Origin of the sequence: Paraburkholderia flagellata (assembly GCF_021390645.1) — a bacterium.
Classification (GTDB): domain Bacteria; phylum Pseudomonadota; class Gammaproteobacteria; order Burkholderiales; family Burkholderiaceae; genus Paraburkholderia; species Paraburkholderia flagellata.
The window spans coordinates 909,611-933,183 of the sequence record NZ_JAJEJT010000002.1 but is presented as its reverse complement, the minus strand read 5'-3'; the positions used below and the strand labels follow the sequence as shown (position 1 = coordinate 933,183).

23 protein-coding genes are annotated in these 23,573 nt (G+C 63.3%); 11 read left to right on the top strand and 12 right to left on the bottom strand.

The window, feature by feature from the left end:
- Nucleotides 1-60: 60 nt before the first annotated feature.
- From L0U83_RS18595 to L0U83_RS18585, 3 genes are all read right to left on the bottom strand, one after another.
- Complete coding sequence (locus tag L0U83_RS18595) at nt 61-3,138, bottom strand: efflux RND transporter permease subunit (protein WP_233885361.1); 3,078 nt, start codon at nt 3,136-3,138, stop codon at nt 61-63.
- Entirely contained in the window at nt 3,135-4,256 is a 1,122-nt protein-coding gene (locus L0U83_RS18590; RefSeq protein WP_233885360.1) for an efflux RND transporter periplasmic adaptor subunit, read from the bottom strand. Before L0U83_RS18590 ends, L0U83_RS18595 begins: the two co-directional genes overlap by 4 nt.
- A 157-nt stretch (nt 4,257-4,413) precedes the next feature.
- Nucleotides 4,414-4,659 (bottom strand): hypothetical protein, encoded by a 246-nt coding sequence (locus L0U83_RS18585; RefSeq protein WP_233885359.1) that lies wholly within the window; start codon nt 4,657-4,659, stop codon nt 4,414-4,416.
- Between the two features lie 194 nt (nt 4,660-4,853).
- Between L0U83_RS18585 and L0U83_RS18580 the strand changes: the two genes are divergently transcribed.
- The 3 genes from L0U83_RS18580 to L0U83_RS18570 all read left to right on the top strand — a co-directional run bounded on the left by L0U83_RS18580 (nt 4,854) and on the right by L0U83_RS18570 (nt 8,432).
- Nucleotides 4,854-5,054, top strand: coding sequence for a hypothetical protein (locus tag L0U83_RS18580; RefSeq protein ID WP_233885358.1), 201 nt, complete (start codon nt 4,854-4,856; stop codon nt 5,052-5,054).
- 288 nt (nt 5,055-5,342) lie between these two features.
- Entirely contained in the window at nt 5,343-5,960 is a 618-nt protein-coding gene (locus L0U83_RS18575; RefSeq protein WP_233885357.1) for a LysE family translocator, read from the top strand.
- Nucleotides 5,961-6,056: 96 nt separating this feature from the next.
- Nucleotides 6,057-8,432: a DNA polymerase II gene (locus L0U83_RS18570; protein ID WP_233885356.1), complete on the top strand. Its 2,376-nt coding sequence runs from the start codon at nt 6,057-6,059 to the stop codon at nt 8,430-8,432.
- A 9-nt stretch (nt 8,433-8,441) separates the two neighbouring features.
- On the opposite strand, the gene L0U83_RS18565 is transcribed toward L0U83_RS18570, so the two are convergent.
- The gene (locus tag L0U83_RS18565) at nt 8,442-9,845 is read right to left on the bottom strand and encodes an aminotransferase-like domain-containing protein (protein ID WP_233885355.1); all 1,404 of its coding nucleotides are present in this window, start codon (nt 9,843-9,845) and stop codon (nt 8,442-8,444) included.
- A 169-nt stretch (nt 9,846-10,014) separates the two neighbouring features.
- Here L0U83_RS18565 and aptA point away from each other — a divergent pair, with 169 nt between their 5' ends.
- The 3 genes from aptA to L0U83_RS18550 all read left to right on the top strand — a co-directional run bounded on the left by aptA (nt 10,015) and on the right by L0U83_RS18550 (nt 12,975).
- Entirely contained in the window at nt 10,015-11,343 is a 1,329-nt protein-coding gene (gene aptA / locus L0U83_RS18560; RefSeq protein WP_233885353.1) for an omega-aminotransferase AptA, read from the top strand.
- Nucleotides 11,344-11,605: 262 nt separating this feature from the next.
- Nucleotides 11,606-11,854, top strand: a complete 249-nt coding sequence (locus L0U83_RS18555; protein WP_233885352.1) for a hypothetical protein — start codon at nt 11,606-11,608, stop codon at nt 11,852-11,854.
- 53 nt (nt 11,855-11,907) lie between these two features.
- A complete protein-coding gene (locus L0U83_RS18550) occupies nt 11,908-12,975 on the top strand; it encodes an NAD(P)/FAD-dependent oxidoreductase (protein ID WP_233885351.1) in 1,068 nt (355 codons plus the stop codon).
- 38 nt (nt 12,976-13,013) lie between these two features.
- Here the strand turns inward: L0U83_RS18550 and pcaC are convergent, their stop codons facing one another.
- The 5 genes from pcaC to L0U83_RS18525 all read right to left on the bottom strand — a co-directional run bounded on the left by pcaC (nt 13,014) and on the right by L0U83_RS18525 (nt 17,093).
- A complete protein-coding gene (gene pcaC, locus L0U83_RS18545) occupies nt 13,014-13,403 on the bottom strand; it encodes a 4-carboxymuconolactone decarboxylase (RefSeq protein WP_233885350.1) in 390 nt (129 codons plus the stop codon).
- Nucleotides 13,403-14,191, bottom strand: coding sequence for a 3-oxoadipate enol-lactonase (gene pcaD / locus L0U83_RS18540; RefSeq protein WP_233885349.1), 789 nt, complete (start codon nt 14,189-14,191; stop codon nt 13,403-13,405). The genes pcaC and pcaD overlap by 1 nt, the downstream gene beginning before the upstream one ends.
- A 29-nt stretch (nt 14,192-14,220) precedes the next feature.
- Nucleotides 14,221-15,588, bottom strand: a complete 1,368-nt coding sequence (locus L0U83_RS18535; protein ID WP_233885348.1) for a 3-carboxy-cis,cis-muconate cycloisomerase — start codon at nt 15,586-15,588, stop codon at nt 14,221-14,223.
- A 132-nt stretch (nt 15,589-15,720) separates the two neighbouring features.
- Nucleotides 15,721-16,380, bottom strand: coding sequence for a 3-oxoacid CoA-transferase subunit B (locus L0U83_RS18530; protein ID WP_233885347.1), 660 nt, complete (start codon nt 16,378-16,380; stop codon nt 15,721-15,723).
- A gap of 17 nt (nt 16,381-16,397) precedes the next feature.
- Nucleotides 16,398-17,093, bottom strand: a complete 696-nt coding sequence (locus L0U83_RS18525) for a 3-oxoacid CoA-transferase subunit A (RefSeq protein ID WP_233885346.1) — start codon at nt 17,091-17,093, stop codon at nt 16,398-16,400.
- Between the two features lie 320 nt (nt 17,094-17,413).
- Here L0U83_RS18525 and L0U83_RS18520 point away from each other — a divergent pair, with 320 nt between their 5' ends.
- A complete protein-coding gene (locus L0U83_RS18520) occupies nt 17,414-18,337 on the top strand; it encodes a LysR family transcriptional regulator (RefSeq protein WP_233885344.1) in 924 nt (307 codons plus the stop codon).
- Nucleotides 18,338-18,430: 93 nt separating this feature from the next.
- Nucleotides 18,431-19,096, top strand: coding sequence for a GTP cyclohydrolase I FolE (gene folE, locus L0U83_RS18515; RefSeq protein WP_233885342.1), 666 nt, complete (start codon nt 18,431-18,433; stop codon nt 19,094-19,096).
- A 49-nt stretch (nt 19,097-19,145) separates the two neighbouring features.
- Here folE and epsC read toward each other — a convergent pair whose 3' ends face one another.
- On the bottom strand, nt 19,146-20,075 hold the full coding sequence (gene epsC, locus L0U83_RS18510; protein ID WP_233885340.1) for a serine O-acetyltransferase EpsC: 930 nt from the start codon (nt 20,073-20,075) through the stop codon (nt 19,146-19,148).
- 125 nt (nt 20,076-20,200) lie between these two features.
- The gene (locus L0U83_RS18505; protein ID WP_028206369.1) at nt 20,201-20,434 is read right to left on the bottom strand and encodes a hypothetical protein; all 234 of its coding nucleotides are present in this window, start codon (nt 20,432-20,434) and stop codon (nt 20,201-20,203) included.
- 325 nt (nt 20,435-20,759) lie between these two features.
- On the opposite strand from L0U83_RS18505, the gene L0U83_RS18500 reads away from it, so the two are divergent.
- A complete protein-coding gene (locus L0U83_RS18500) occupies nt 20,760-21,200 on the top strand; it encodes a DUF3005 domain-containing protein (protein WP_233886560.1) in 441 nt (146 codons plus the stop codon).
- 468 nt (nt 21,201-21,668) lie between these two features.
- Nucleotides 21,669-22,373 (top strand): helix-turn-helix transcriptional regulator, encoded by a 705-nt coding sequence (locus tag L0U83_RS18495; protein ID WP_233886559.1) that lies wholly within the window; start codon nt 21,669-21,671, stop codon nt 22,371-22,373.
- Here L0U83_RS18495 and L0U83_RS18490 read toward each other — a convergent pair.
- On the bottom strand, nt 22,357-22,671 hold the full coding sequence (locus L0U83_RS18490; protein ID WP_035514098.1) for a helix-turn-helix domain-containing protein: 315 nt from the start codon (nt 22,669-22,671) through the stop codon (nt 22,357-22,359). The two genes, L0U83_RS18495 and L0U83_RS18490, sit on opposite strands and share 17 nt — an antisense overlap.
- Before the next feature lie 168 nt (nt 22,672-22,839).
- Between L0U83_RS18490 and L0U83_RS18485 the strand changes: the two genes are divergently transcribed.
- Nucleotides 22,840-23,430 (top strand): acyl-homoserine-lactone synthase, encoded by a 591-nt coding sequence (locus L0U83_RS18485; RefSeq protein ID WP_233885338.1) that lies wholly within the window; start codon nt 22,840-22,842, stop codon nt 23,428-23,430.
- Nucleotides 23,431-23,573: the final 143 nt, after the last annotated feature.

Here is a 23,573-nt window from a genome sequence, read left to right as displayed (position 1 = left end):
GAAAAACCAGCGTGCGCGAAAACGGCGGGCGTCTACCGGATGGAGTCAGGCCACGGTGGCTCACGTCGCCCCGCTCGCCATCCCCGAAGACTGCGACGGCGGCCGGTCTTCCTTGCCGAACACGACCATGTACAGCGCCGGCAGGAACACCAGGGTCAGTACCGTCGCCACAAGCAAGCCGCCCATGATTGCGAAGGCCATGGCGCCCCAGAACACGGTGGGCGCGATTGGGATCAGGCCGAACACGGTCGAGATCGACGTCAACATCATTGGCCGTATGCGCGAAGTGCCCGAGGCGACAACGGCCTCGAGCACACCCATACCCTCTTGCCGATAGGTCTCGATCTGCACAATCAGGATCAGGCCGTTCTTCGCGATCATGCCGATCAACGCGAGAATGCCCAGGATGGCGACGAAACCAAGCGGCCGGTTGAAAATCAGCAGCGCGAGCACCACGCCTATCAGGCCCAATGGCATCACCGAGACCACCATGGCCAGGCGCTTGAAGCTCACGAGTAGCAGCATCATGCTCGTCAGCATCAGCACGATCATCACCGGGACCACGGCGAACACCGAGGCTTGCGAGATCGCACTTTCCTCGAAGATGCCGCCGGTCGCGACGTGGTAGCCCTTGGGCAGCTTCGCATTGAACGCATCGATCTTCGGCGCGAGCGTTGCGACGACTTCGTCGGGCAGCTTGCCATGCATCACGTCGGCGCGCACCGTGAGCGTCGGCACGCGGTTACGCCGCCATATCAGCGGCGACTCCTGTTCCTCAGTGAACGTCGCGAACTGGCTGAGTGGAACCATGCGCCCGCTCGGCGTGGGAACCTGCAACGTACTCAGCGACTGGACCGTCAGCGGCTGCTCTTCCTGCGCTCGCGCGACGACGTTGACAAGGTAGATGTCGTCGCGTATCTGCGTGAGCGGCGTGCCGGTAATGACGGTGTTCATGATGGCGGCCAGCGCAGCGGAACTCACGCCGAGTTGACGCGCTTCATCCTGGTTGATGTGAATGCGGATCTGCCGGGCCGGTTCCATCCAGTCGAAATTGATGTGGCGCGTTCGCTCGTCCGCACCCACGATACCGGCCAGATCGAGTGCGACCCTGCGCACCTGCGCCGGGTCGGGGCCAGAAACGCGATACTGCAACGGCCACCCCACTGGCGGCCCCAGTTCCAGCGGCGACACGCGAGCGACGATGCCGGGGAATTGGTCGCTCAGTATCTTCTCCAGTTTCAATTGCAGCCGGTCCCGCGCCTCGAGACTTTTCGCGACCACAATGATCTGTGCGAAAAACGGATTGGGCAACTGAGCATTGAGCGTGAGAATAAAGCGCACTGCGCCGCGGCCCACGTAGCTGCTGAAATGATCGACATCCGGATCGCTTTTCAAAATGGCTTCGAGCCGCGCGACCTGGTCTTCGGTCGCGTGGATGGACGCGTTTTGGCGCAAGGTCAGATCCATCGTCAGTTCGGGCCGGTCCGAAGCGGGAAAGAACTGCCGCGGCACGAACCGCACGAGGAAGATCGACACCACGAACGCCGCGAGCGTGATGGCAATCGTCAACCACCTCAGCCGCAGCGCGCCACGCAGGAAGCGGCCATAAGCTGTGAGCATTTTGCCGGGTTTGCGCGGCTCCTTCTCCGCCTTGGGCGCTTTCAGGATCACCACACCGACCAGCGGCGAGAAAATCACCGCGCCGAACCACGACGCGAGCAGTGCGATCGCCACCACCGAAAAAATGGAAAACGTATATTCGCCGGCCGAACTCTTCGCGAAGCCAATCGGCACGAAACTGGATATCGATACGAGCGTGCCGATCAGCATTGGCGCGGCCAGCGTGCGGTATGCGAAAGTCGCGGCCTGATCCTTGCTGTCACCGGCGGCGAGGCGGTTGATCATGGCGTCGACCGTGGTCATGGCGTCGTCGACCAGCAAAGTCAACGCGATGATCAGCGCTCCTAACGACACCCGGTGCAGGTCGATGTGCACGACGTCCATGACCCCGAAGACGATCGCGAGCGTCAGCGGGATCGACAATGCCACCACCGTCCCCGGCCGTATGCCCAGACTTACGAAGCTGCACACCAGGATGATGATGATGGCCTGCCAGAGCGACGCCATGAAGTCGTTGATCGCGACATCGACGGTATCCGACTGATTGGCGACCAGGAACGGCTCGATGCCGCCTGGCAGGTTCGCGGTGGCGTCGGCCATCTCGGCCTTCAGGTTGCGACCGAGCGCCAGTATGTCACCCGAATCGCGCATGGCGATCGCGAGCCCGATGGCCGGCTTGCCGTTGACGCGGAACATGGGCTGTGGAGGGTCGGCGAAGCCGCGTCTGACGGTGGCGATATCGCCCAGGCGTACGATGCGCCCTCCCAGCACCAGGTTGACATTCTCGATGTCGCGTTCGGAATCGAAGGCGCCCGTCACCCTGAAGAACACCCGCTCCTGCCCGGTTTGCAGGACGCCGGTCGGCCTGATGAGATTTTGCGCTCTCAATGCCGCGACGATGGTCGGATAGTCCAGACGCAGGCCCGCGAGACGGGTGGTCGAGAACTCGATGTAGATCTGTTCGTCCTGCGCGCCCAGGACCTCGATCTTCGAAACGTCCGGCACCAGCAGCAAACGCGAGCGAATCGCCTCGACGCGATCACGCAACTGGCGCATGTTGTAGCCGTCGGCCGTGAATCCGTAGATGATGCCGTAGGTGTCGCCGAAGTCATCATTGAAGAACGGCCCGAGCGTGCCCGCCGGCAGCGTTTGCCGCATATCACCCACGTTTTTGCGAACCTGATACCAGATGTCCTGGACTTCGGAGGGTGGCGTGGATTGCAGAAGATCGACGAAGATCGTCGTCTGACCCGCTGTCGTATAGCTGCGTATGCGATCGAGGTGACGGGTCTCCTGCAACGTGCGTTCGAGCCGCTCGGTCACCTGCGAGAGCGTGTCGTCGACGGTGGCCCCCGGCCACGCGGCGGCCACCACCATGGTGCGGAATGTAAAGACCGGATCTTCCGCGCGCCCCAACCGGAGAAATGACAGCGTTCCCGCGACAAGCGCAGCGATCATCAGGAACACCACCAGGGGGCGCTTGGAAAGCGCCCACTCGGAAAGATTCGGGCCAATCACCTGGGGGCCTCGGTCCAGTTAATTTTCTGTCCCGGCCGCAATGCCTGCACGCCGGCAGTCACGACCACGTCGCCTGTGGTGAGCCCTTGCGATACCTGAACGCGGTCCTCGCCATATGCCTGAAGCTCGACCTCACGCACCGAAACCGTCCCTGTCTTCGTATCGACCACCCAGACCGCCGGTTTTCCTCCGGGCTGGATCAGGGCGCTCGAAGGAATTTCGATGGCCGCCGCGCGCGGGAGCTTCATGTGGCCAATGACCGTACTGCCAAGGCGCATGGCTGCCGGTGGATCAACAACTTGAACCCGGACCGCAAAGGTTCCGGTCACCGGATCGGCGCGGGGCGATACTTCGCGCACCTTACCAACGGCGGTGACCTCGGGGTTGCTGGCAAGCGCGATGACAATGTCGGGATTGGCCGGCGCGACATCCTTGATCGCGGCGGGCACATCGAATACGGCATCCACCGCGCCTTCGCGAGCGATCTGCACGATCATGCGGCCAGCCGGGACCACCTCACCCGGCTCCGCCCCACGCGCCGTCACCACGCCGGCGACGTCGGAAACCAGATCGGTGTAACTCAGCCGATTCTGAGCGATGCTGACCAACGACTGCGCAGAATCGACTTGCGACTGGGTGATCTTTGCCATCGCTTCCGACTGTTCGAACGAAGCACGCGACACGGCATGTTCCGCAAGCAGATCGCGCATCCGGGTGAACATGGTGCGCGCTTCCAGGGCTTGCGCCTGAGCGGCGGCCAGTTGTGCCCGGGCGGACTGGAGGCTGCTTTCCTCGTTCATCCGGTCAAGCCGCGCCAGCACCTGGCCCGCCCGGACGCGGTCTCCGACGTCGACGTTGCGGGACGTCATTCTTCCGTCGATACGGAACGACTGATTGATCTCAGCCTGCGCCTGCAACCTTCCGGTCAAGGCGATGGTTGTTCCCGCCTCCTGCTTTTCCACCCTGACGACGCGTACCGGACGGACCTCCGTCACTGGCGCTTCTTCGCCCTTACGGCAGCCCGCCAGCAGTGAGCCTGCCGCCAATACACACAGCGCGCACAGCGTCACGGCAAAAGGCAGGGAAACCGCTCGACCTGCAGCATGATTCGCAAACACTGGCGTATTCCTCTGGATCCTTGGACAGGCTGCCCGCGTCCATCCTGAAATGACTTCGCGCCCTGTTGCAGCCCCGCTGGGCGCGCCGCTGTATCCATCCGAAAACGACTACGATTGAAGCGCTAGAAGTCGACCGCATCGCGAACGATCGGACACGTCATGCGAACACGAACACGGTGACCCACATCGTCGCGCGAATCTGCGCAATGAGGCTGCCCTCTTGCGTCGCGGACTGGATATTCAGGTGGAAGGTCCCGTACTTGAATACGAACAGGAGAATGACGACGAACACCCACTGCGCCTGGGCCGGCATAGAGGTGGAGCCCGACGTTGGGGCCTCGCTGGCGGAAAGCGCGAGCGAGGCAGCAAGCGAAGGGACAAACGCACGGCCGGCACCTCGCATGCCAGTCTCCTTGCTGGTGTCACCGGAGCGGATCCTGTGACAACATTCAAAAGACAGTCTCAGTCACCTGGCATCGTGCGTATCCGATATTCCAGAATCCGCACGATCTCGATAGAGACCTGATCACGCACAAGGATTCAAAGATTGCGCGCACCGATGAAGACTAGCCGGTTTTACAGGGGAACGCTCGTTGAGTGGAAAAACCCGCGTTCACCATCTTGTCAGGACCTTTTTATGTTTCGTTTCGACAAATCAACCGCCCTCATCGGCAGCAGATTAAAGATGCACGGTTTGCCAACATTTATGCTGAATATCGGGCGCGCACCTCAGTACGCCAAGGCCAATTGCAGGATCCCCGCTGGGAGTTGACGCCACTTGAGATTTTCCCGTTTTGATCGCTATTGAACAGGCATGAACAAATCATGTTTCTCTTTTGCGAATTCACAACGACCAAATTACAAAGTGACCGTGGCCGCAGCGCGATTTGAGCCCACCGCCTCGGCCATGCCGGCGATCACCATTGCCGGCGTGTCCGCGAAGTCGTCAACGACCGGGCGAACCGCGCCATCACGCCCCAATCCGTACCGTTCAGCGTCTTCACAACTGTACCGGTACTGTACCGCGCACTGTCGTTAAACTGGTTCCCGTCGAATCAGTCCTCTCTTTCCGGAGCCTCTCGCATCATGCTGCCCGAAATGCTCAGCGCGCTGCCCGCCGGCATGCTCTTCGTCGTGGTCACGACCATCACGCCCGGCCCCAATAACACCATGCTGCTCGCGTCCGGCGTCAACTTCGGTTTTCGCCGCACGGTGCCGCACATTCTCGGCATTAGCGCGGGCGTAGTCGTGCTCATGCTTTCGGTGGGCTTCGGGCTTGGCCAGGTCTTCCGGCACATTCCGTCGCTCTACGTCGTGCTGGAAGTCGCGAGCATTGCGTACCTCCTGTATCTCGCGTGGAAAATCGGCACCTCGGGCGACCTCAAGGTCAAGAGCGGCGAGCACCGGCCCATGCGCTTTCACGAAGCCATCGCGTTCCAGTGGGTCAATCCGAAAGCGTGGATGATGGTGCTCACGGCCGCCACCACGATCCGCCTTTCCGCGAACTTCGGCACCAATACGATGGCGATGGCCGTCCTGTTCTATGTGATCGGCCTGCCCTGCATCTGCATCTGGGCCGCGTTCGGGACCAGCATGCGGCGCTTTCTGTCGAATCCGCGGCGGCTGCGTCTGTTCAACGTCGCCATGGCGCTTTCGCTGATCGTTTCGCTGTATCCGATGTTCGCGCACCTGCTTCAGCGCTAAAACGGCCCGCCGCCCTTCTTCGGTTCAAATGCCGGTTCAACGGCCAACTCAACCGCTACAATCGCAACCGGGAAACATGGGCGGCGGAGTCACACTTTGTCTGAGTTTGAAGCGGGTTTTATTCTCACCCGCCATTGGCGCGATACGGGCGAACACACCGAGGTCGACTTCTGGCTCGCGACCGACGCGGGACCGCGCCAGGTGCGCCTGCGTCCCCAGCCCTCTGTCGCATTCGTGCCGGCCGCGCAGCAAGCCGCGGCCCGTGCCGCGCTAAAGGGCGACGCGCGCGCCGAGCTCCGCCCGCTCAATCTGTGCGACTTCCAGCGCCGCCGGGTGCTGGGGCTCTACTCGCCGCAATATCGCGCCCTGGCGGGGCATGCAAAACGCCTCGCCAAAGCGGGCGTCGACGTCTACGAAGCCGATATCCAGCCGCCCGACCGCTACATGATGGAGCGGTTCATCACCGCGCCTGTGCTGTTTCGCGGCGATTCGGACGCCGCAAACGAAAGCGCCGTACTGCTCGACGGCGAAATGAAACCCGCGAACGGCTATCGCCCGCACCTGAAACTCGTGTCGCTCGACATCGAAACGAGCGCACAGGGCGAGCTTTATTCCATTGCGCTCGAAGGCTGCGGACAACGCCAGGTCTACATGCTCGGCCCCGCCAATGGCGACGCGAGCCAGATCGACTTCGACTTCGAATACTGCGAAAGCCGCGCGCAAATGCTCGAACGCCTCAACGCGTGGATGGCGCAGCACGACCCCGACGCGATCATCGGCTGGAATCTCGTGCAGTTCGACTTGCGTGTGTTGCACGCGCATGCCCAGCAAACGGGCGTGCCCCTGCGCCTTGGGCGCGGCGGCGAGGTCATGGAGTGGCGCGAGCACGGCATGCGGGAAAATCATTTCTTTGCGGGTGCAGCGGGCCGACTCATCATCGACGGCATCGAGGCGCTGCGCTCGGCCACCTGGAGCTTTCCGTCGTTCAGCCTCGAATACGTCGCACAGGCGTTGCTCGGTGAAGGCAAGTCCATCGACAATCCGTATCAGCGCATGGACGAGATCCAGCGCCGCTTCGACGAAGACAAACCCGCGCTGGCCCGCTACAACCTCAAGGACTGCGAACTGGTCACGCGCGTCTTCGAGAAAACCGAACTGATTGCCTTTCTGCTCGAACGCGCGTCCGTCACGGGGCTGCCCGTGGATCGCAGCGGCGGTTCGGTCGCCGCGTTCACGCACCTGTATCTGCCAAAGATGCACAGGCTCGGCTACGTCGCCCCGAATCTCGGCGACGTGGTGGGCGAGAACAGCCCCGGCGGCTTCGTCATGGACTCGCGCCCCGGCATCTACGACTCGGTGCTCGTGCTCGACTACAAGAGCCTCTACCCCTCGATCATCCGCACGTTCCTGATCGATCCTGTTGGTCTCATCGAAGGTCTGAGCGATCCCGGCGACGATGTGTCCGTGCCCGGCTTTCTCGGTGCGCGCTTTTCCCGTGAGAAGCACTGTCTGCCAGAAATCGTGCGCCAAGTGTGGGAGGAGCGCGAAAATGCGAAGCGGCAGCACAACGCCCCGCTATCGCAGGCGCTCAAGATCATCATGAACGCGTTTTACGGCGTGCTCGGCTCGACCGGTTGCCGTTTCTTCGATCCGCGCCTCGCCTCTTCGATCACGATGCGCGGGCACGAGATCATGCGCAGAACCCGTCAACTCATCGAGTCGCAGGGCTACGACGTGATTTACGGCGATACCGACTCGACCTTCGTCTGGCTCAAGCACGCGCACAGCGAGGCCGACGCCACGCGCACCGGCAAGCAACTCGTCGAGCACGTCAACGCATCGTGGAAGGCCGAATTGCAGGAACGCTTCGGTATCCAAAGCGCCCTGGAATTGCAGTTCGAACGCCATTACTCGCGCTTTCTCATGCCTACGGTACGTGGCGCGGAAGAAGGCAGTAAAAAGCGCTACGCCGGCCTCACGCTCGCGAAGAACGGCGGCGAAGAAGTCGTGTTCAAGGGCCTCGAGACCGTGCGTACCGACTGGACGCCGCTCGCGCAGGAGTTCCAGCGCGAGCTGTACCGGCGCATTTTCCAGCGCGAGCCCTACGTGGAGTACATCCGCGACTATGTGCGGCGCACGCTCAATGGCGAACTGGACGACCAGCTCGTCTACCGCAAGCGATTGCGCCGGCCGCTCGTCGAATATCAGCGCAACGTGCCGCCGCACGTGCGGGCCGCGCGCGTCGCGGACGAGTTCAATCGCGCGAAAGGCCGTCCGCTCCAATATCAGAACGGCGGCTGGATCAGCTACGTGATGACGACGGCCGGGCCCGAGCCGCTCGAAACGCTGAGTTCGCCGCTCGATTACGCGTTCTATGTAAGCCGCCAGCTACAGCCTGTTGCGGACGCGATTCTGCCTTTCCTGCGCGATGATTTCGATACGCTGATGTCGGGACAGCAGAGTTTGTTTTGAGCGCGAGACCTAGCGCGCACGCTCGATAAACCGCCACAGCGCATCGTCCGTCGAATACGGTGCATTGAAGCGAAACCACGCGCTCGGTTCGTCGTCGGGCCGGAAATAAGAGCCGGGCGCGAGCCAGATGCCGTCGCGCAGCGCAGCAGTAGCAATCGCGCCGGCCCGTTCGGGTTCGATCGCAAGGCGCGCCCACACGAAGAGCCCCGCGCGCGGACGATGGAATATCTCGAGCCCCAGCGCATCCAGCCGCTCCTCCACGCACGCATGCGCGGCCTTCAGCCGCTCGTTCACCAGCTCGACATGCCGTGCGTGGCGCCCTTCGAGCAACACCTTGTCGACCATGCGCTCGATGGTAGACGACGAGGTGAGCCCCACGGCCATCTTCGCGCGCGCCAGCTCGCGCAGCACATCGCGCTCGGCGACCACATAGCCGCAACGCAGCGATGGCGTGACCGTCTTCGAAAAGCCGCTGACGTACAGCACCCGCTGCAAGCCCTCCATCGCCGCGAGCAGCGGCGCGCCTGGCGGCGCAAGTTCGCGGCTCACGTCGTCCTCGACGACCCACATGCGCTGGCGCTCGGCGATCTGCAGCAAGCGGAACGCATTGGACATCGCATACGTCGCGCCGGTGGGATTCTGCAGCGTCGTGTTCACGAAGATCGCCTTGGGCTGATGCGCGGCCACCTGGCGCTCGAGCGCCTCGATGTCGAGCCCGGCCGGCGTGCGCGGCACGCCGTGCACCGTGAGCCCCGCGAGCTTGAGGATCTGCAGCAGATTGCAGTAGCCGGGGTCTTCCACGAGCACCGTGTCGCCGGGCCGCAGCAGCGTTCGCACGATGAGATCGAGCCCCTGCGTCGCGCCCTGCGTCAGCAGGACGTTCGACACCTCGACAGGCAGCCCCTGGCGGTCCAGTTGCGCCGCAATGCGCTCGCGCAGCGGCGCGTAGCCGTAAGGGTGCCCGTAGTCGCCAAGACGCACGGCCGGCACCCGGCTCATGGCGCGCAGGGCGTGCTGCAGGCCGCTCTCGTTGATCCACTCGCCCGGCACCCAGCCGCAGCCCGCCTTGATCGGCACCGAATGATCGGCGAACACGTCGGAGAGCAGCCACGTGGCCGTGAGCGTGGGCGGCTGCCAGCCCGTCCCGCTCGCCCGTGCCGTCTCGCTGCGCTGCGCCACGCGGTAGCCCGAGCCGCGCCGCGCGACCACGAAGCCCATCGAAACGAGGCGGCTGTACGCTTCGGTCACTGTATAGGTGGATAGCTCGTGCGTTTGCGCGAGTTGCCGCACCGAGGGCAGCAGCGCGCCAGCGCGCAGCGTTTGCGCTTCGATAGCGCGCGTGAAGCCCTGTACGAGCTGCTCGACGAGCGTAGGCGCTGCGCCGCGGCCACGCTCCAGTTCGAGTTCGATCATGGGAAAGCCAGCGTATAGTGCGAGGGAAAACCCGAACGATCCGGGCGCCGACCAATACAGTTGGCGAGAATTGTCCAGCACGGTTTGCAGATCAGTATAGAGACTGTCTATGCCGCGCTTCAAGCCCCGGCGCTACAGTTGAGCCAAACCTACCTGAGGAGAAGCACGCATGACTTCGCGCCCTGTCATCGACGATCTCTCGTCGTTCTGGATGCCCTTCACCGCCAACCGCCAGTTCAAGGCCGCGCCGCGCCTGCTCGAATCGGCCAAAGGCATGTACTACCGCACGACCGATGGCCGTGAGGTGCTCGACGGCAGCGCGGGCCTCTGGTGTGTGAACGCGGGCCATGCACGCGAGGAGATTGTCGCGGCGATCGCCCAGCAAGCCGCCAAGCTCGACTTCGCTCCCACGTTTCAGATGGGCCACCCGCTCGCGTTCGAGGCAGCGCAGAAGATCGCGGAGATCATGCCGGCCGGGCTCGACCGCGTGTTCTTCACGAATTCCGGCTCGGAGTCGGTCGACACCGCGCTGAAGATCGCGCTCGCCTACCATCGCGCACGCGGCGAAGGCCAGCGCACCAAGCTGATCGGCCGCGAGCGCGGCTACCACGGCGTGGGCTTCGGCGGCATTTCGGTGGGCGGCATTGCGCCGAATCGCAAGGCGTTTTCGGGCCAGTTGCTGCCGGCCGTCGATCATCTGCCGCACACACACAATCTTGAACACAACGCGTTCTCGAAGGGCCAGCCGGGCTGGGGTGCCCACCTCGCCGACGACCTCGAGCGCATCGTCGCGCTGCACGACGCCTCGACCATCGCGGCCGTGATCGTGGAGCCCGTGGCAGGTTCGACGGGCGTGCTGATTCCGCCGCAAGGCTATCTGCAGCGCCTGCGCGAGATCTGCACGAAGCACGGCATCCTGCTGATTTTCGACGAGGTCATCACGGGCTTCGGGCGCCTCGGCAAGGCCACGGCCAGCGAGTATTTCGGCGTCACGCCGGACATCATCACCATGGCCAAGGCGATCAACAACGCCGCCGTGCCGATGGGCGGCGTGGCCGCGAGCCGCACGATTCACGACACGATCGTGAACAGCGGCGCGCAGGGCGCAATCGAGCTGTTCCACGGCTACACGTATTCGGCGCACCCGCTCGCCGCCGCCGCCGCGATCGCGACACAGGACCTGTATCGCCGTGAGGGCCTGTTCGAGCGCGCCGACGCACTCGCGCCGAAGTTCGAGGCCGCAGCGCATGCGCTGCGCGGCGAAAAGCACGTGAAGGACGTGCGCAACCTCGGCCTCGTTGCCGGCGTCGAACTCGATTCGCGCGATGGCGCGCCGGGCGCGCGCGCTTACGAGGTTTTCGTGAAGTGCTTCGAAGCAGGCGTGCTGATCCGCTTCACGGGCGACATTCTCGCGTTCTCGCCGCCGCTCATCGTGACCGAAGAGGAAATCGCGCGCCTGTTCGGCACGGTGCGCGACGTGCTCGCCACGGTGCAGTAACTCGCCTGGCGCGAGCCCTCGCCCGCGCCTGCTTTCGTTTGGTAATACGCCGTACAGGCGGCCCGGGTTCGGGCCGCCTTTTCTTTTTCCGGCCGTTGGATTCAGGCCATACTCGGGTAGCCGGATCGAGCAGCCGTACCCGCGAGGGCCGGGTTCGAGCACGGAACGCGCCATCGGCGTATCGTTGCCCCTATCCGCCATAGCAAACGCGATTGCGGCGAGCGCACGTCGACCGAAGTGCGCCTCGCCAGGAGGGAATCTCATGAAGATGCCAGTCCGCATCGGCACGCATATCGAGGGCATCCACTGGATCGCCGAATATGTGGAAGCGACACGTCAAATCCGTGTGTTCCGCGACGGTCACGTGGTCGATACGATCCCCGCGCCCGCGTCCATGTTCGGCGAAGAGCGCGACGCGGGTTCGGCCAGCGACGCCGCGAGCCGCGCCGAGGAAGCCGCGCTGCTCGCCTGTCTGCGCCGCTATGTAGCCGACGTGCAGCCTGAAGAATAGGACTCTTTATCATCGCCCATGCCGATCCCACCTCTCGCAAGGAGAGCGCGCCGATGAACGAACACAACGATCACTTCCCGCCGCAGTTCATTGAAACCGACGCGCTCATCATCGGTGCGGGGCCGGTGGGACTCTTCCAGGTGTTCGAACTCGGCCTGATGGAGATACACGCGCATGTAGTGGATTCGCTGCCCGTGGTCGGCGGCCAGTGTGCCGAGCTTTACCCCGACAAGCCGATCTACGACATTCCGGCAGTGCCGATGTACACCGGGCAACAGCTCGTAGATGCGCTGATGAAGCAGATCGAGCCTTTCGGCGCGACGTTCCATCTCGGCCAGGAGGTGCAAATCGTCGAACCGCGCGCCGACGGCCGCTTTTTCGTGCAGACGAGCAAGGGTACGCAGTTTCTTGCGAAGACGGTGTTCATCGCGGCAGGCGTGGGCTCGTTCCAGCCGCGCACGCTCAAGCTGAGCGGCATCGAGCGATACCGCGACACGCAGCTGTTCTATCGCATACGCGACCTCGAAAGCTTCCGCGACAAGGACATCGTGGTGTGCGGCGGCGGCGATTCGGCGCTCGACTGGGCGCTGCAACTCGTGGACGTCGCTCAGAGCGTGATCCTGCTGCATCGGCGCGAGGCATATCGCGCGGCGCCCGCAACGGTCGCGAAAATGCACGCGCTATGCGAGGAATGGCGCATGCAGTCGATCGTCGGCCAGCTGAGCGGCTTCGACGACGAAGGCGGCAAGCTCACGCGCGTCAAGGTGACGGGCGGCGACGGCGTCACGCGCTCGCTGGAACTTGACTGCCTGCTCGTGTTTTACGGCTTGTCGCCGCAACTCGGGCCGATCGCGCAATGGGGCCTTGAAATCGAACGCAAGCAGTTGCCGGTGGATACGGCGCGCTTCGAAACGAGCGTGCCGGGCATCTTTGCCGTCGGCGATATCAACACGTATCCGGGCAAGAAGAAGCTGATTCTTTCAGGTTTCCACGAAGCCGCGCTCGCCGCGTTCGGCGCCGCGCATCACGTGTTCCCCGAGAAGAAAATTCATTTGCAGTACACAACGACCAGCACGCGCCTGCACAAGGTGCTCGGCGTGGAGTCGCCGGTATTCGACTGAACGCGGGGACGCTCGCCCCGCGTTTTGTCGCCACTCGATCAGGCCTGCTCGGCGTCCTGCTCGCGGAAAACGCGGTCGGCGAGATGGAACGCCGAGTTCGCCGCCGGCACGCCGCAATAGATCGCCGTTTGCAGCAGCACTTCCTTGATTTCGTCGCGCGTGACGCCGTTGTTCCGCGCGGCGCGCAGATGCAGCGCGAGTTCCTCGCTGCGGTTGAGCGCGACCATCATCGCGATCGTCAGCAAGCTGCGTGTGTGGCGCGGCAAGCCATCGCGCGTCCAGATCTCGCCCCATGCATAGCGCGAAATGAAATTCTGGAATTCTTCGGTCACTTCCGTGCGATTGGCGAGCGAGCGATCGACATGCGCGTCGCCCAGCACCGCGCGGCGCACCTTCATGCCCGCTTCGTAGCGTTCTTCGTCGTTCATCACGCCCCCAGCAGGAAATCGACCACGATCTTGTTGTACTCATCCGCCAACTCGACGTTCGAGATGTGCGCGGCATTCAGTTCGACATAGCGCGCGCCGGGCACCGATTCGGCCAGCTCGCGCCCTTGTGCGGGCGTCGCGGCCAGATCGTGCGTGCCCGAGATCACGAGCGTGCGCGCCTTGATCGACGGTACCTCGCCGCGCAGGTCAGCGGCGTTAATTGCTTCGCAGTTCGAAGCGTAGCCGTCCTTGTCGGTATGCACGAACACGTCGCGCACTTGCGACATGACGAGCGCGTTGTTCGCGATGAATTCGGGCGTGTACCAACGCGGCAGCACCGCGTCAGCGAGCGCGAGCATGCCTTCGCTGCGAGCCTTCGCCGCACGCGGCACCCACACTTCCGGCGAGCCGATCTTCGCGGCCGTGTTGCACAGCACGAGGCGGTCGATGCGGTTGGCGTATCGCGCACCGAGGCCGACGCCGGTCAGGCCGCCCATCGAAACGCCCACGAAGTGCGCGCGCTCGATGCCGAGCTGATCCATCAGTCCGATCACGTCGCCGGTCAGCTGCTCGATAGTGTACGGGCCCTGCGGCGCGGCCGAGTGGCCATGGCCGCGCGTGTCGTAGCGCAGCACGCGGAAGTGCTTCGTGAACTCGGCGATTTGCGGCGTCCACATCGACACGTCGCTACCGAGCGAATTCGACAGTACCACCCATGGCGCCGACCGGTTCTCCGTACCGTCGATGCGATAGAACAAATGCGTGTCGTTGACGGCTGCGTAAGGCATGCGTGTTACTCCTCGTGTGTCTTCTATGATCAATGGGGCGTGCGTTGATTTGCGCTCGCTGCGTACGACGCGAGCACCGCGTCGACGAAAGCGTGCGCCTGCCCCACGTAATTGGCCGGATCGAGCAGCGCCTTGAGGCGCGCTTCGTCCAGGTGTTTGGTCACGGCGGGATCCGCCGCGAGGACTTCGTACAGCGTGTGGCCGCTTTGCACCGCCGATTTCGATGCGTGCTCAACGAGATGATGCGCGTCCAGACGCCCGATCTGGTCGCCGAGCGCGAGCATCACCGCTTCGCCGAGAATGAGCCCGTGCGTGATGTCGAGATTCGCCGCGAGGCGCTCGGGCCGCACTTCGAGTCCAGCCGTGATCTGTTCGATCTGCGCGAGCGCGCCGCCAGCAAGGCGCGCGAGATCGGGCAGCGCATCCCACTCCGCTTGCCAGCCGCCGAGCGCGCGCTCATGTTCCTGAACCATGCCCGCGAACACCGTCGCAACGAGGCCAGGCGCGCGCGTGGCAGCCGTCAGGACTGCTGCGCAACCCACGGGATTGCGCTTGTGCGGCATGGTCGAAGAACCACCCTTGCCCGCCGCGGCCGGTTCACCCAGCTCACCGATTTCGGTCTGCATCTGCAGAGAGATGTCACGCGCGATCTTGCCGAGCGTGCCGATGAGCATGCCGAAGAACGACGCGGCTTCGGCAATACGGTCGCGCTGCGTGTGCCACGGCAACGCAGGCGACGCGAGGCCGAGATCTTGGGCGAGCGCGACGCCCACCTTCGGCGCAGCGTCGCGCAAACTTGCGAGCGTGCCGGCCGCGCCGCCGAACTGCAGCACGAGCGCGCGCTCGCGCAGCGCGGCGAGGCGTTCGCGATGGCGCAGCATGGCGTCGAGCCATTGCGCGAACTTCAATCCGAGCGTGATGGGCAGCGCCTGCTGGAGCCACGTGCGCCCCACCGCCGGCGTCGCCCGATGCGTGTGCGCGAGGTCCGCAAGCGTCGCGCAGAGCGCATCGATACCCCGCTCGATCAGCGCAAGCGCGTCGCGCAACTGCAGCACGGTGGCCGTATCGATGATGTCCTGACTCGTGGCGCCCCAGTGAACGTACTTCGCGGCTTCGGCGTCGGCGGCTTTCACGCGCGCCGTGAGCTGCTTGACGAGCGGGATCGCCAGATTGCCGCCCAGCGCGGCGTCGCGTGCGAGCGCCGGCGCGTCGAGCTGATCCGCCGCGCAGGCCTCTACGATCGCGGCCACGGCCGACTGCGGGATCACGCCATGCGCGGCAGAGGCGCGCGCCAGCGCCGCCTCGACGTCCAGCATGCGTTGCAGCGTGGCATCGGGAGACCAGACCGCATTCATCGGCTCGGTCCCGCAGATCAGGCTCGTGAGGCGTTCAATCATGGAGTGTGGCGCGTAGAAAAATGCAGGCGTTCAGATAGTACAGATGGAACGAAGCGGGCGCGGCAACCGTCGACGAATGCCGACGGCTGCCGCGCCACGCACGTGCGAACGATGCGCACGTCGACAACCAGTTTACGCTGCGCGACGGTTTTGCGTCGCGTCGATCAGCGGCACGCCGGCAAGCTTTTGCAGCGCGTCGAAATCGATATCCGAATAGATCTCGCGCACGGCGAGGCCTTCGGGTGTAACGTCGAACGCGGCAAGGTCCGTATAGATGCGGCCCACGCAGGCCACGCCCGTGACCGGGTACGTGCATTCGCTCACGAGCTTGCTTTCGCCTTGCTTCGTCAGCAGTTCCATCATGACGAACACCTGCTTCGCGCCGAGTGCGAGGTCCATCGCGCCGCCCACGGCCGGAATCGCGTCGGGCGCGCCGGTGTGCCAGTTCGCGAGGTCGCCATTCACCGACACCTGGAACGCGCCGAGCACGCAGTAGTCCAGGTGGCCGCCGCGCATCATCGCGAACGAGTCGGCATGGTGGAAGTAGGCGCCGCCGGTGAGCAGCGTGACGTGCTGCTTGCCTGCGTTGATGAGTTCGTCGTCTTCCTGGCCAGGTGCGGGCGCCGGGCCCATGCCGAGCAGGCCGTTTTCGCTGTGCAGGAAGATTTCCTTGCTCGGATCGAGGTGGTTGGCCACCAGCGTCGGGACGCCGATGCCGAGATTCACATACGCGCCTTCGGGAATGTCCGCGGCCACGCGCTTGGCCATTTCATCGCGATTCAGTCGTTTCATTGCCTCTCTCCGTTCCTTCAGGCTGCCTGGCCTTGCGCTTGATGGGCCGCTTGCGGCACTTCCACGACGCGTTGCACAAAAATGCCAGGCGTCACGATGTCTTCCGGATCGAGTTGACCGAGTTCGACAACCTCCGAAACCTGGGCAATGGCGACCTTCGCCGCGCTCGCCATGATCGGGCCGAAGTTGCGCGCCGTCTTGCGATAGACGAGGTTGCCCCAGCGATCGCCCTTATACGCCTTGATGAGCGCGAAGTCGGCGTGCAGCGGCGCTTCGAGCACGTATTGGCGGCCGTCGATCAGGCGCGTTTCCTTGCCTTCGGCCAGCTTCGTGCCGTAGCCCGTGGGCGTGAAGAAGCCGCCGATGCCGGCGCCCGCGGCGCGGATGCGCTCGGCCAGATTGCCCTGCGGCACGAGTTCAAGCTCGATTTCGCCGGCGCGATAGAGTGCGTCGAACACATACGAGTCGGTCTGGCGCGGGAACGAGCAGATGATCTTGCGCACTCGCTTCGCCTTGAGCAGCGCGGCAAGGCCGATGTCGCCGTTGCCCGCGTTGTTGTTGACGATGGTGAGGTCGCGCGCGCCCTGCTCGATGAGCGCGTCGATCAGTTCGGCGGGCATACCGGCCGTGCCGAAGCCGCCGATCATCACCGTGGCGCCGTCATGCACATCGGCCACGGCGGCTTGAAGCGTGTCGAAAATCTTGTTGATCATGCCTGTTCCTGAAAGCGATGCGCATCGCGGAAGGTCCACGTCACCCGATCGCGAAAAAGTTCTATATACGAACACTGATTCGTTTAGCGAACGTCCAGCGCATTATCGGAGTGTATTCGCGGGCTTGTCAAGGCGGGTCTACCCACACAGGCAATCTACTTCATGTCGGTGCCGATGCGCGCCGGTGCGCACACGGGCGCACTTTGCGCCGCGCTTCCACGGCAGGCGCGGCCGTGGGCACATACCCCAATATCCCGAATTTCAATTCATCGACTAGTCTTTATCTGATTTCGACATAGTGCCGCGCCGCCCTCGCCTTCATGCAAGACCTCGATCTAAATCTCATCCCCTTTCTCGTGGCCATGGAGGAAACGCGCAATGTGAGCCGCGCCGCCGAGCGGCTCGGCGTGAGTCAGCCGCGCGTGAGCACGGCGCTCGGCAAGCTGCGCGATTATTTCGGCGATCCGCTCTTCGTGCGCACCTCGCGCGGCATGGAGCCCACGCCGCGCGCACTCGGCCTCATTCCCGCCGCGCGCGACGCGCTGGTGCGTATCGAGAAGGGCATGCTGCAAGCGCAGGACTTCGATCCCGCCACGAGCACCCACACGTTTTCCATCGCGCTCTCCGATGTCGGCGAGATCGTCTTTCTCCCACGCCTCCTGCAGGTCTTCGCCGAGCGCGCGCCCAACGCGAACCTGCGTTCGGTGTCACTGCCGCCGAGCCAGGTCGAGCGCGGTCTCGAATCGGGCGACATCGATCTCGCGGTCGGCTATTTCCCCGATCTCGGCGGCAACAACTTCTTCCAGCAGCGCCTCTTCACGCACCGCTTCATCTGCATGATGCGCAGCGGACACCCGCTTGCGGGCAAAGCCATGACGATCGAGCAATTTCTCGCCATGGGCCACGCCGTCGTGCGCGCCGAAGGACGCAGCCAGGAAGTGCTGGAGCAGTATCTGGAGAAAAGGCGCATGCGCCGCCGCGCGGTGCTCGAAACGCCTCACTTCATGAGCTTGCCGTTCATTCTCACGCGCTCCGACCTCATCGCGACGGTGCCTCATGCAATCGGCTTCGCCTATGTGTCCGAGCATGCGTCTATCACGCTCGTCGAGCCTCCGCTGCCATTGCCGCGCTTCGATCTCAAGCAGCACTGGCATCGCAAGTATCACAACATGCAGCGTGGCGAATGGCTGCGAAGCGTCGTGGCGGAACTCTTCAACGACGCCATGGACGAATGGCCCAAATGATGCCCCCTCGCGCCAGGCACGAAAAAACATGAAACAATGTGCGCTCGTGGAGCACGCCAAAGCGGCGTCGTTGCACATGACAGGAGCCCACGCATGAGCGAAGAAAAAAAGGCCGGGAAAGGAAAGCCACGCAAGAACGCAAAGAGCGAGAGCATCGCGACCGTCGCGCGTCCGTCACGCGCCGAAGCTGAGGACGCGGTGCGCGTACTGCTGCGCTGGGCCGGGGACGACCCCGCTCGCGAAGGGCTGATCGATACGCCGGGTCGCGTCATCCGCGCCTATGAGGAATTTTTCGCGGGCTATCAGGTTGATCCACGCGAAATCCTGTCGCGCACCTTCTCGGAGGTGGACGGCTACGACGAAATGATCGTGCTGAAGGACATTCGCTTCGAGAGCTACTGCGAGCATCACATGGTGCCGATCATCGGGCGCGCGCACGTGGCATATCTACCCGAGCATCGCGTGGTGGGCATCTCGAAGCTCGCGCGTCTCGTCGACGCATTCGCGAAGCGTCTGCAGATCCAGGAGAAGATGACCGCGCAGATCGCCGACACGCTCAATGAAATCCTGCAGCCCAAGGGCGTGGGCGTGATACTCGAAGCGGCGCATCAGTGCATGTCCACGCGCGGCGTGCACAAGGCAGGCGTGGAGATGGTCACGTCGCGCATGCTCGGCACGTTCCGCACCGACCCGTCCACGCGCCGCGAGTTTCTTGCGATCGTCGGCAATCCCGGCGCGATGAGCGTCGCGAATACCTGAAAACCACGCACGCAGAAAATGAACGGGACGCCGTGTCCCGTTCACATCCTCACTTCATTGGGCTTTCGTCGCCCCGCTCTATCTCGCGAATCTTGCCCTGGCGCACGCTGCTGCCCGGCGGCACGCTATGCGTGAGCCACACGTTCCCGCCAATCACGGAGCCGCGCCCGATCGTCACGCGGCCGAGAATCGTCGCGCCCGCGTAGATCACCACGTCGTCCTCGACGATCGGATGGCGCGCGTTGCCCTTCACGAGCGTCCCGTCGAGGTCGGCGGCGAAGCTCTTCGCACCGAGTGTCACGGCCTGATACAAGCGAACGCGCTCGCCGATGATCGCCGTCTCGCCGATCACGACGCCCGTGCCGTGATCGATGAAGAAGCTCGATCCGATCTGCGCGCCCGGGTGAATGTCGATGCCCGTGGCGGAATGCGCGATCTCATTGATAAAACGCGCGAGCAGCGGCACGCCGAGGCGGTACAGCGCATGCGCGAGCCGATGATGCGTCATGGCCCACACGCCCGGGTAGCACAGCAGGATCTCGGTAATGTGCTGCGCAGCCGGGTCGCCCGTGAACGCCGCCTGGATGTCGCTCACGAGCAGCGCGCGAATATCGGCTAGTTGCCGGCCAAACTCGCGCGCGACTTCGAATGCACGTATGCGCAGTTCGTCCTCGCTGGCCTGCGAGCTTTCGGGCAGGAAGCGCAACGCGCGGCGAATCTGCTCGGCAAGCAGCCGCAAGGTGCTGTCGAGCGTATGGCCGACGTAGTAGTCGATGCTTTCATCGGTCAGGTCCGGCGCGCCGTAATGCGTGGGAAAGAGCGCGGCGCGCAGGCCGGCCACGATGTTGACGACCGCATCGCGGGACGGCAATTCGCGGATACCAAGTGGGTGGCGCGTGCGGTGCCGTTCTTCACGCGACGCACGCAGATCGGCGACGATCTGTTCCAGGCCCCAGTCAGGGGAAGCAGCTTTGGACATGGTGATGCGGCAGCAGACGCGAGTTCTGTGCGGGAGTGAGTGTATCGACCCCAGAGATTACCGCGTTTTGCGGGAGTTCGCCGAAGCACTGTCGGAGACGGGCTGCGCCCGAAGAGCGCGCGCGTTCAGAGCGTGACCGTGCTCGCGTCAATCCAACGAACGGCCCAGTCGCGCGCATGGGCGATGGCAGCCGCCTCATCGGAAAAGCGCAATTCAGCAGGGAAAAATCGGTTGGCAACGAGTTCGCCGTCGCTCGAGCGCGAAATCACCACATACGGTTGATACGTACCGTCACCGGCGCGCGCCGGTGCGCAATTCAGCAAATAGCCACGATGCGTAAATGCAGCGTCGAAGTGCATGTGTGTCACCCGCCCCTGACTGCCTCGTCCATTTTATTTGGCGCGTGCATTCAAGATCGTGCGGCAAAGCCACAGCATGAGCCCTCGCCCGGCCCATTAATTGAAAGCGCGCCAACTCGTTGAAAGAGGATCATACTCCTGGGAAAAAGCCCAAACCAACGAAAAAAATGCAACATCGCTGGAGGCGTTCTCCTGGCGAACCGGCTTGCTTTTCACCCCGATTCAAGGGTGCGGCGCTGCAGCGGAACGGCGCTTGCGGAATTGGCTGCTGAATGCAGACACCCACATCTTCCAAGGAGGAAGAATCATGAATCGTCCCGACGACATGCAAAAAGCGAATGTGGGAGATGTCAGCGCGTCGCAGTCGCGGCCGCGAAGCGCCGAGCTCCACAACGACCGCACGCACGATAGCTCGGTCGACACCGACGGCAAGAACCGCGAAGCCGCGCGCCTCGCGGGCGACGGCTGCATCGGCCCCGACGAAGTGACGACCTGCAACGCAACGCTCGACAACAGCGTGGCCGAAGCGGATGACGGCCTGGCGGGTTTCGACAGCCGCAAGGGCGTGCACCGGCTGCCGATCGCGCTGGAGTCCGGATACGAAGTCGTCGACCTCGGCATGAGCGAGCCCGAAGAGCCTAACGACGTCGACTGGCAGCGCAACGCCGCGCGCGAACCAGGGGCGCGCCGCAGCCCGGGGCGCCTGCACTTTGCGCTCAACCACATGCGGCCGACGCGCGTGATCGAATTGCTGCGCAAGCCATGAACAACGGTTCGCCGCCCGTTGTGCGGCGAACCATTTGCGATTATCCAGGCGATATCGCCGTAATGGCGGATTCAGACAGTATTCAGTCGAGTGCGGTTAAAAGTAGAAATGAAAAAGACAGAAAATAAATGAAAGCCGATAAATCGACAGCATTATCCCGGCGAATTGCACGCTTTTGCCGCTTTCGAAATGCCGTCGGGCTTTATTTCAGCGCCGGTACAATGCACTCCTTTCGTGCATACAGCACGCTTGTTCAGGAGACGCAGAAATTCTCTCCGATGTCACCGAAATCTGACACAAATGACCCCACAAAGCGGGAGGATTGCAGACGAGGGGGGATCGGATAGGAATTTAGTGATAAATTCTTACATCATAAGAAGCGAGGAGCGAGTGTCCGAGGCCTTGCCCCGCGATCTCGCCCAGCGCTGATGGAGAGTGTTGAACGTGCCTCTACATTTTATTGAGCAGATGTCGCCCGTGCTCGACGCGCCCGAAGAGGCAGCGTGGTTCGACGCGGTGGCGAAGCTCGCCAGCTCGTGGGGATTCAGCCAGCTCATGCTGGCTATCTTGCCGCGCCCGGGCATGAGGCTCGAGGACGCGTTTATCCGCACGAACTATTCGGCCGCGTGGCGGCAGACGTACAACGACCACGGTATGGCCTACTTCGACCCTACCGTATCGCATTGCACGACGCGCTCGGCGCCGCTCATCTGGTCGCCGGAGCTTTTCGCGACAGAGCAGCAACAATCGATGTATGAGGAGGCCCGCTCGTACGGGCTGCGCGCGGGCATCACCCTGCCAATCCATGGCCCACGCCAGGAAGTCGGCATGCTGTGCTTCGTCAACGACGCCAATCCCAATGACAATTTCTGGGAGGACGTGAACCGTGCGTTGCCGAATCTCGTGCTCCTGCGCGATCTCGTGCTGGACACGAGCCAGCGGCACCTGAACGACCACGTTCAGTCGCTGATTCCCAAACTCACGCCACGGGAAAAGGAATGCCTCAAGTGGACTGCACTAGGCAAGTCCACTTGGGAAATTTCTCACATCCTGAATTGCTCTGAAGCCGTCGTGAACTTCCACATGAAGAACATTCGCGGGAAGTTCGGCGTGAACTCACGGCGAGCGGCAGCCGTGATTGCGACGCAGATGGGTCTTATTGACCCGGGCTAAGCACCATCGGTGCTTCGCCGCGCAACACGCGCTCGGCACGGCCAAGGTCGCCGTCCGAAATCGTCTTGTTGAAATACAGCCCGAGCAGGATCGACACCGGCGGCGGAATCTCCGCGCCCGACTCGAACCGGCTGCCGCGCGACTGCGTCACGCCGAAACGCGCCCAGAAGCGGCGCTGGCTCTCTTTCTTCTTCTTCCGATACGCAATGATCAGGACGCGGTCGACGACCGAAGACAGATCCCCGGGGGACGACATGGTATTCGCACCCGAATGCCATTGATTGCCCATAAGTTCCATGATGACTCTCGCTGTCAGATATGCCTGATGAGTGACTGCCGCGGAAGTGATTCTCCTTAAGAGACCCTATCTGCGCACCTACCTATCTAGATAGGTGTTTTTTTATATTCATAACGCATAGCTTTCGAACCGTACTGCCGCGCTTCCACACAAATCGGGAGAGTTGTCATGCAAGCTGCGATACGGATCGGACTGAGACAGGACTTCGACAACGAGGACATCAATGAGATGTACAGGCTGCGCGCGCGCGTGTTCCGCGACCGCCTGGGCTGGGACATTCCCACCATTGCGGGGATGGAAATCGACGGCTACGACGCGCTCGGGCCCCATTACATGCTGATTCAGGACGGCGCGGGCCACGTGCGCGGCTGCTGGCGCCTGATGCCCACCGAAGGCCCCAACATGCTGCGCGACACGTTCCCGCAACTGCTGCAAGGCAACGCCGCGCCTACGGCCCGTAACATCTGGGAACTGAGCCGCTTCGCCATCGAATCCGGCAACGACCAGGCATTCGGTTTTGCCGACGTGACCATGAGCGCGATGCGCGCGGTCGTGTCGTTCGCCGACCGCGCGGGCATCAACAGCTATGTGACGGTGACCACGACGCCGATGGAGCGCCTGCTGCGCCGCACGGGCATCGAACTGAAGCGGCTTGGCGCGCCGATGCGCATTGGCGTGGAGAATGCCGTCGCGCTGGAAATCGCGATGAGCGAGCAGACGCACCACGCGCTGTTCGGGGCGATGGCGCATGCTGCGTAAGTGCGACGCCTGAAAGGGGCAGGTTCACATTGTCCGGGTGGTGGGCCTTTTTGCTCCGGCTGGCACATGTTGTTTTTGTCTGACAAATATGACCTAAAACGACCATTTCGGCGCCACTGCCTGGCGCCGGTCGCGGCGGCATC

Bases quoted from the DNA above. Each gene is read 5' to 3' on its own strand.
- L0U83_RS18495 (WP_233886559.1), top strand. From the start codon at position 21,669: ATGTCGCCCGTGCTCGACGCGCCCGAAGAGGCAGCGTGGTTCGACGCG.
- L0U83_RS18500 (WP_233886560.1), top strand. From the start codon at position 20,760: ATGCAAAAAGCGAATGTGGGAGATGTCAGCGCGTCGCAGTCGCGGCCG.
- L0U83_RS18550 (WP_233885351.1), top strand. From the start codon at position 11,908: ATGAACGAACACAACGATCACTTCCCGCCGCAGTTCATTGAAACCGAC.
- L0U83_RS18520 (WP_233885344.1), top strand. From the start codon at position 17,414: ATGCAAGACCTCGATCTAAATCTCATCCCCTTTCTCGTGGCCATGGAG.
- folE (WP_233885342.1), top strand. From the start codon at position 18,431: ATGAGCGAAGAAAAAAAGGCCGGGAAAGGAAAGCCACGCAAGAACGCA.
- aptA (WP_233885353.1), top strand. From the start codon at position 10,015: ATGACTTCGCGCCCTGTCATCGACGATCTCTCGTCGTTCTGGATGCCC.
- L0U83_RS18530 (WP_233885347.1), bottom strand. From the start codon at position 16,380: ATGAAACGACTGAATCGCGATGAAATGGCCAAGCGCGTGGCCGCGGAC.
- L0U83_RS18485 (WP_233885338.1), top strand. From the start codon at position 22,840: ATGCAAGCTGCGATACGGATCGGACTGAGACAGGACTTCGACAACGAG.
- L0U83_RS18505 (WP_028206369.1), bottom strand. From the start codon at position 20,434: ATGCACTTCGACGCTGCATTTACGCATCGTGGCTATTTGCTGAATTGC.
- pcaD (WP_233885349.1), bottom strand. From the start codon at position 14,191: ATGCCTTACGCAGCCGTCAACGACACGCATTTGTTCTATCGCATCGAC.
- L0U83_RS18490 (WP_035514098.1), bottom strand. From the start codon at position 22,671: ATGGAACTTATGGGCAATCAATGGCATTCGGGTGCGAATACCATGTCG.
- L0U83_RS18565 (WP_233885355.1), bottom strand. From the start codon at position 9,845: ATGATCGAACTCGAACTGGAGCGTGGCCGCGGCGCAGCGCCTACGCTC.
- L0U83_RS18525 (WP_233885346.1), bottom strand. From the start codon at position 17,093: ATGATCAACAAGATTTTCGACACGCTTCAAGCCGCCGTGGCCGATGTG.
- L0U83_RS18575 (WP_233885357.1), top strand. From the start codon at position 5,343: ATGCTGCCCGAAATGCTCAGCGCGCTGCCCGCCGGCATGCTCTTCGTC.
- pcaC (WP_233885350.1), bottom strand. From the start codon at position 13,403: ATGAACGACGAAGAACGCTACGAAGCGGGCATGAAGGTGCGCCGCGCG.
- L0U83_RS18535 (WP_233885348.1), bottom strand. From the start codon at position 15,588: ATGATTGAACGCCTCACGAGCCTGATCTGCGGGACCGAGCCGATGAAT.
- epsC (WP_233885340.1), bottom strand. From the start codon at position 20,075: ATGTCCAAAGCTGCTTCCCCTGACTGGGGCCTGGAACAGATCGTCGCC.
- L0U83_RS18555 (WP_233885352.1), top strand. From the start codon at position 11,606: ATGAAGATGCCAGTCCGCATCGGCACGCATATCGAGGGCATCCACTGG.
- L0U83_RS18585 (WP_233885359.1), bottom strand. From the start codon at position 4,659: ATGCGAGGTGCCGGCCGTGCGTTTGTCCCTTCGCTTGCTGCCTCGCTC.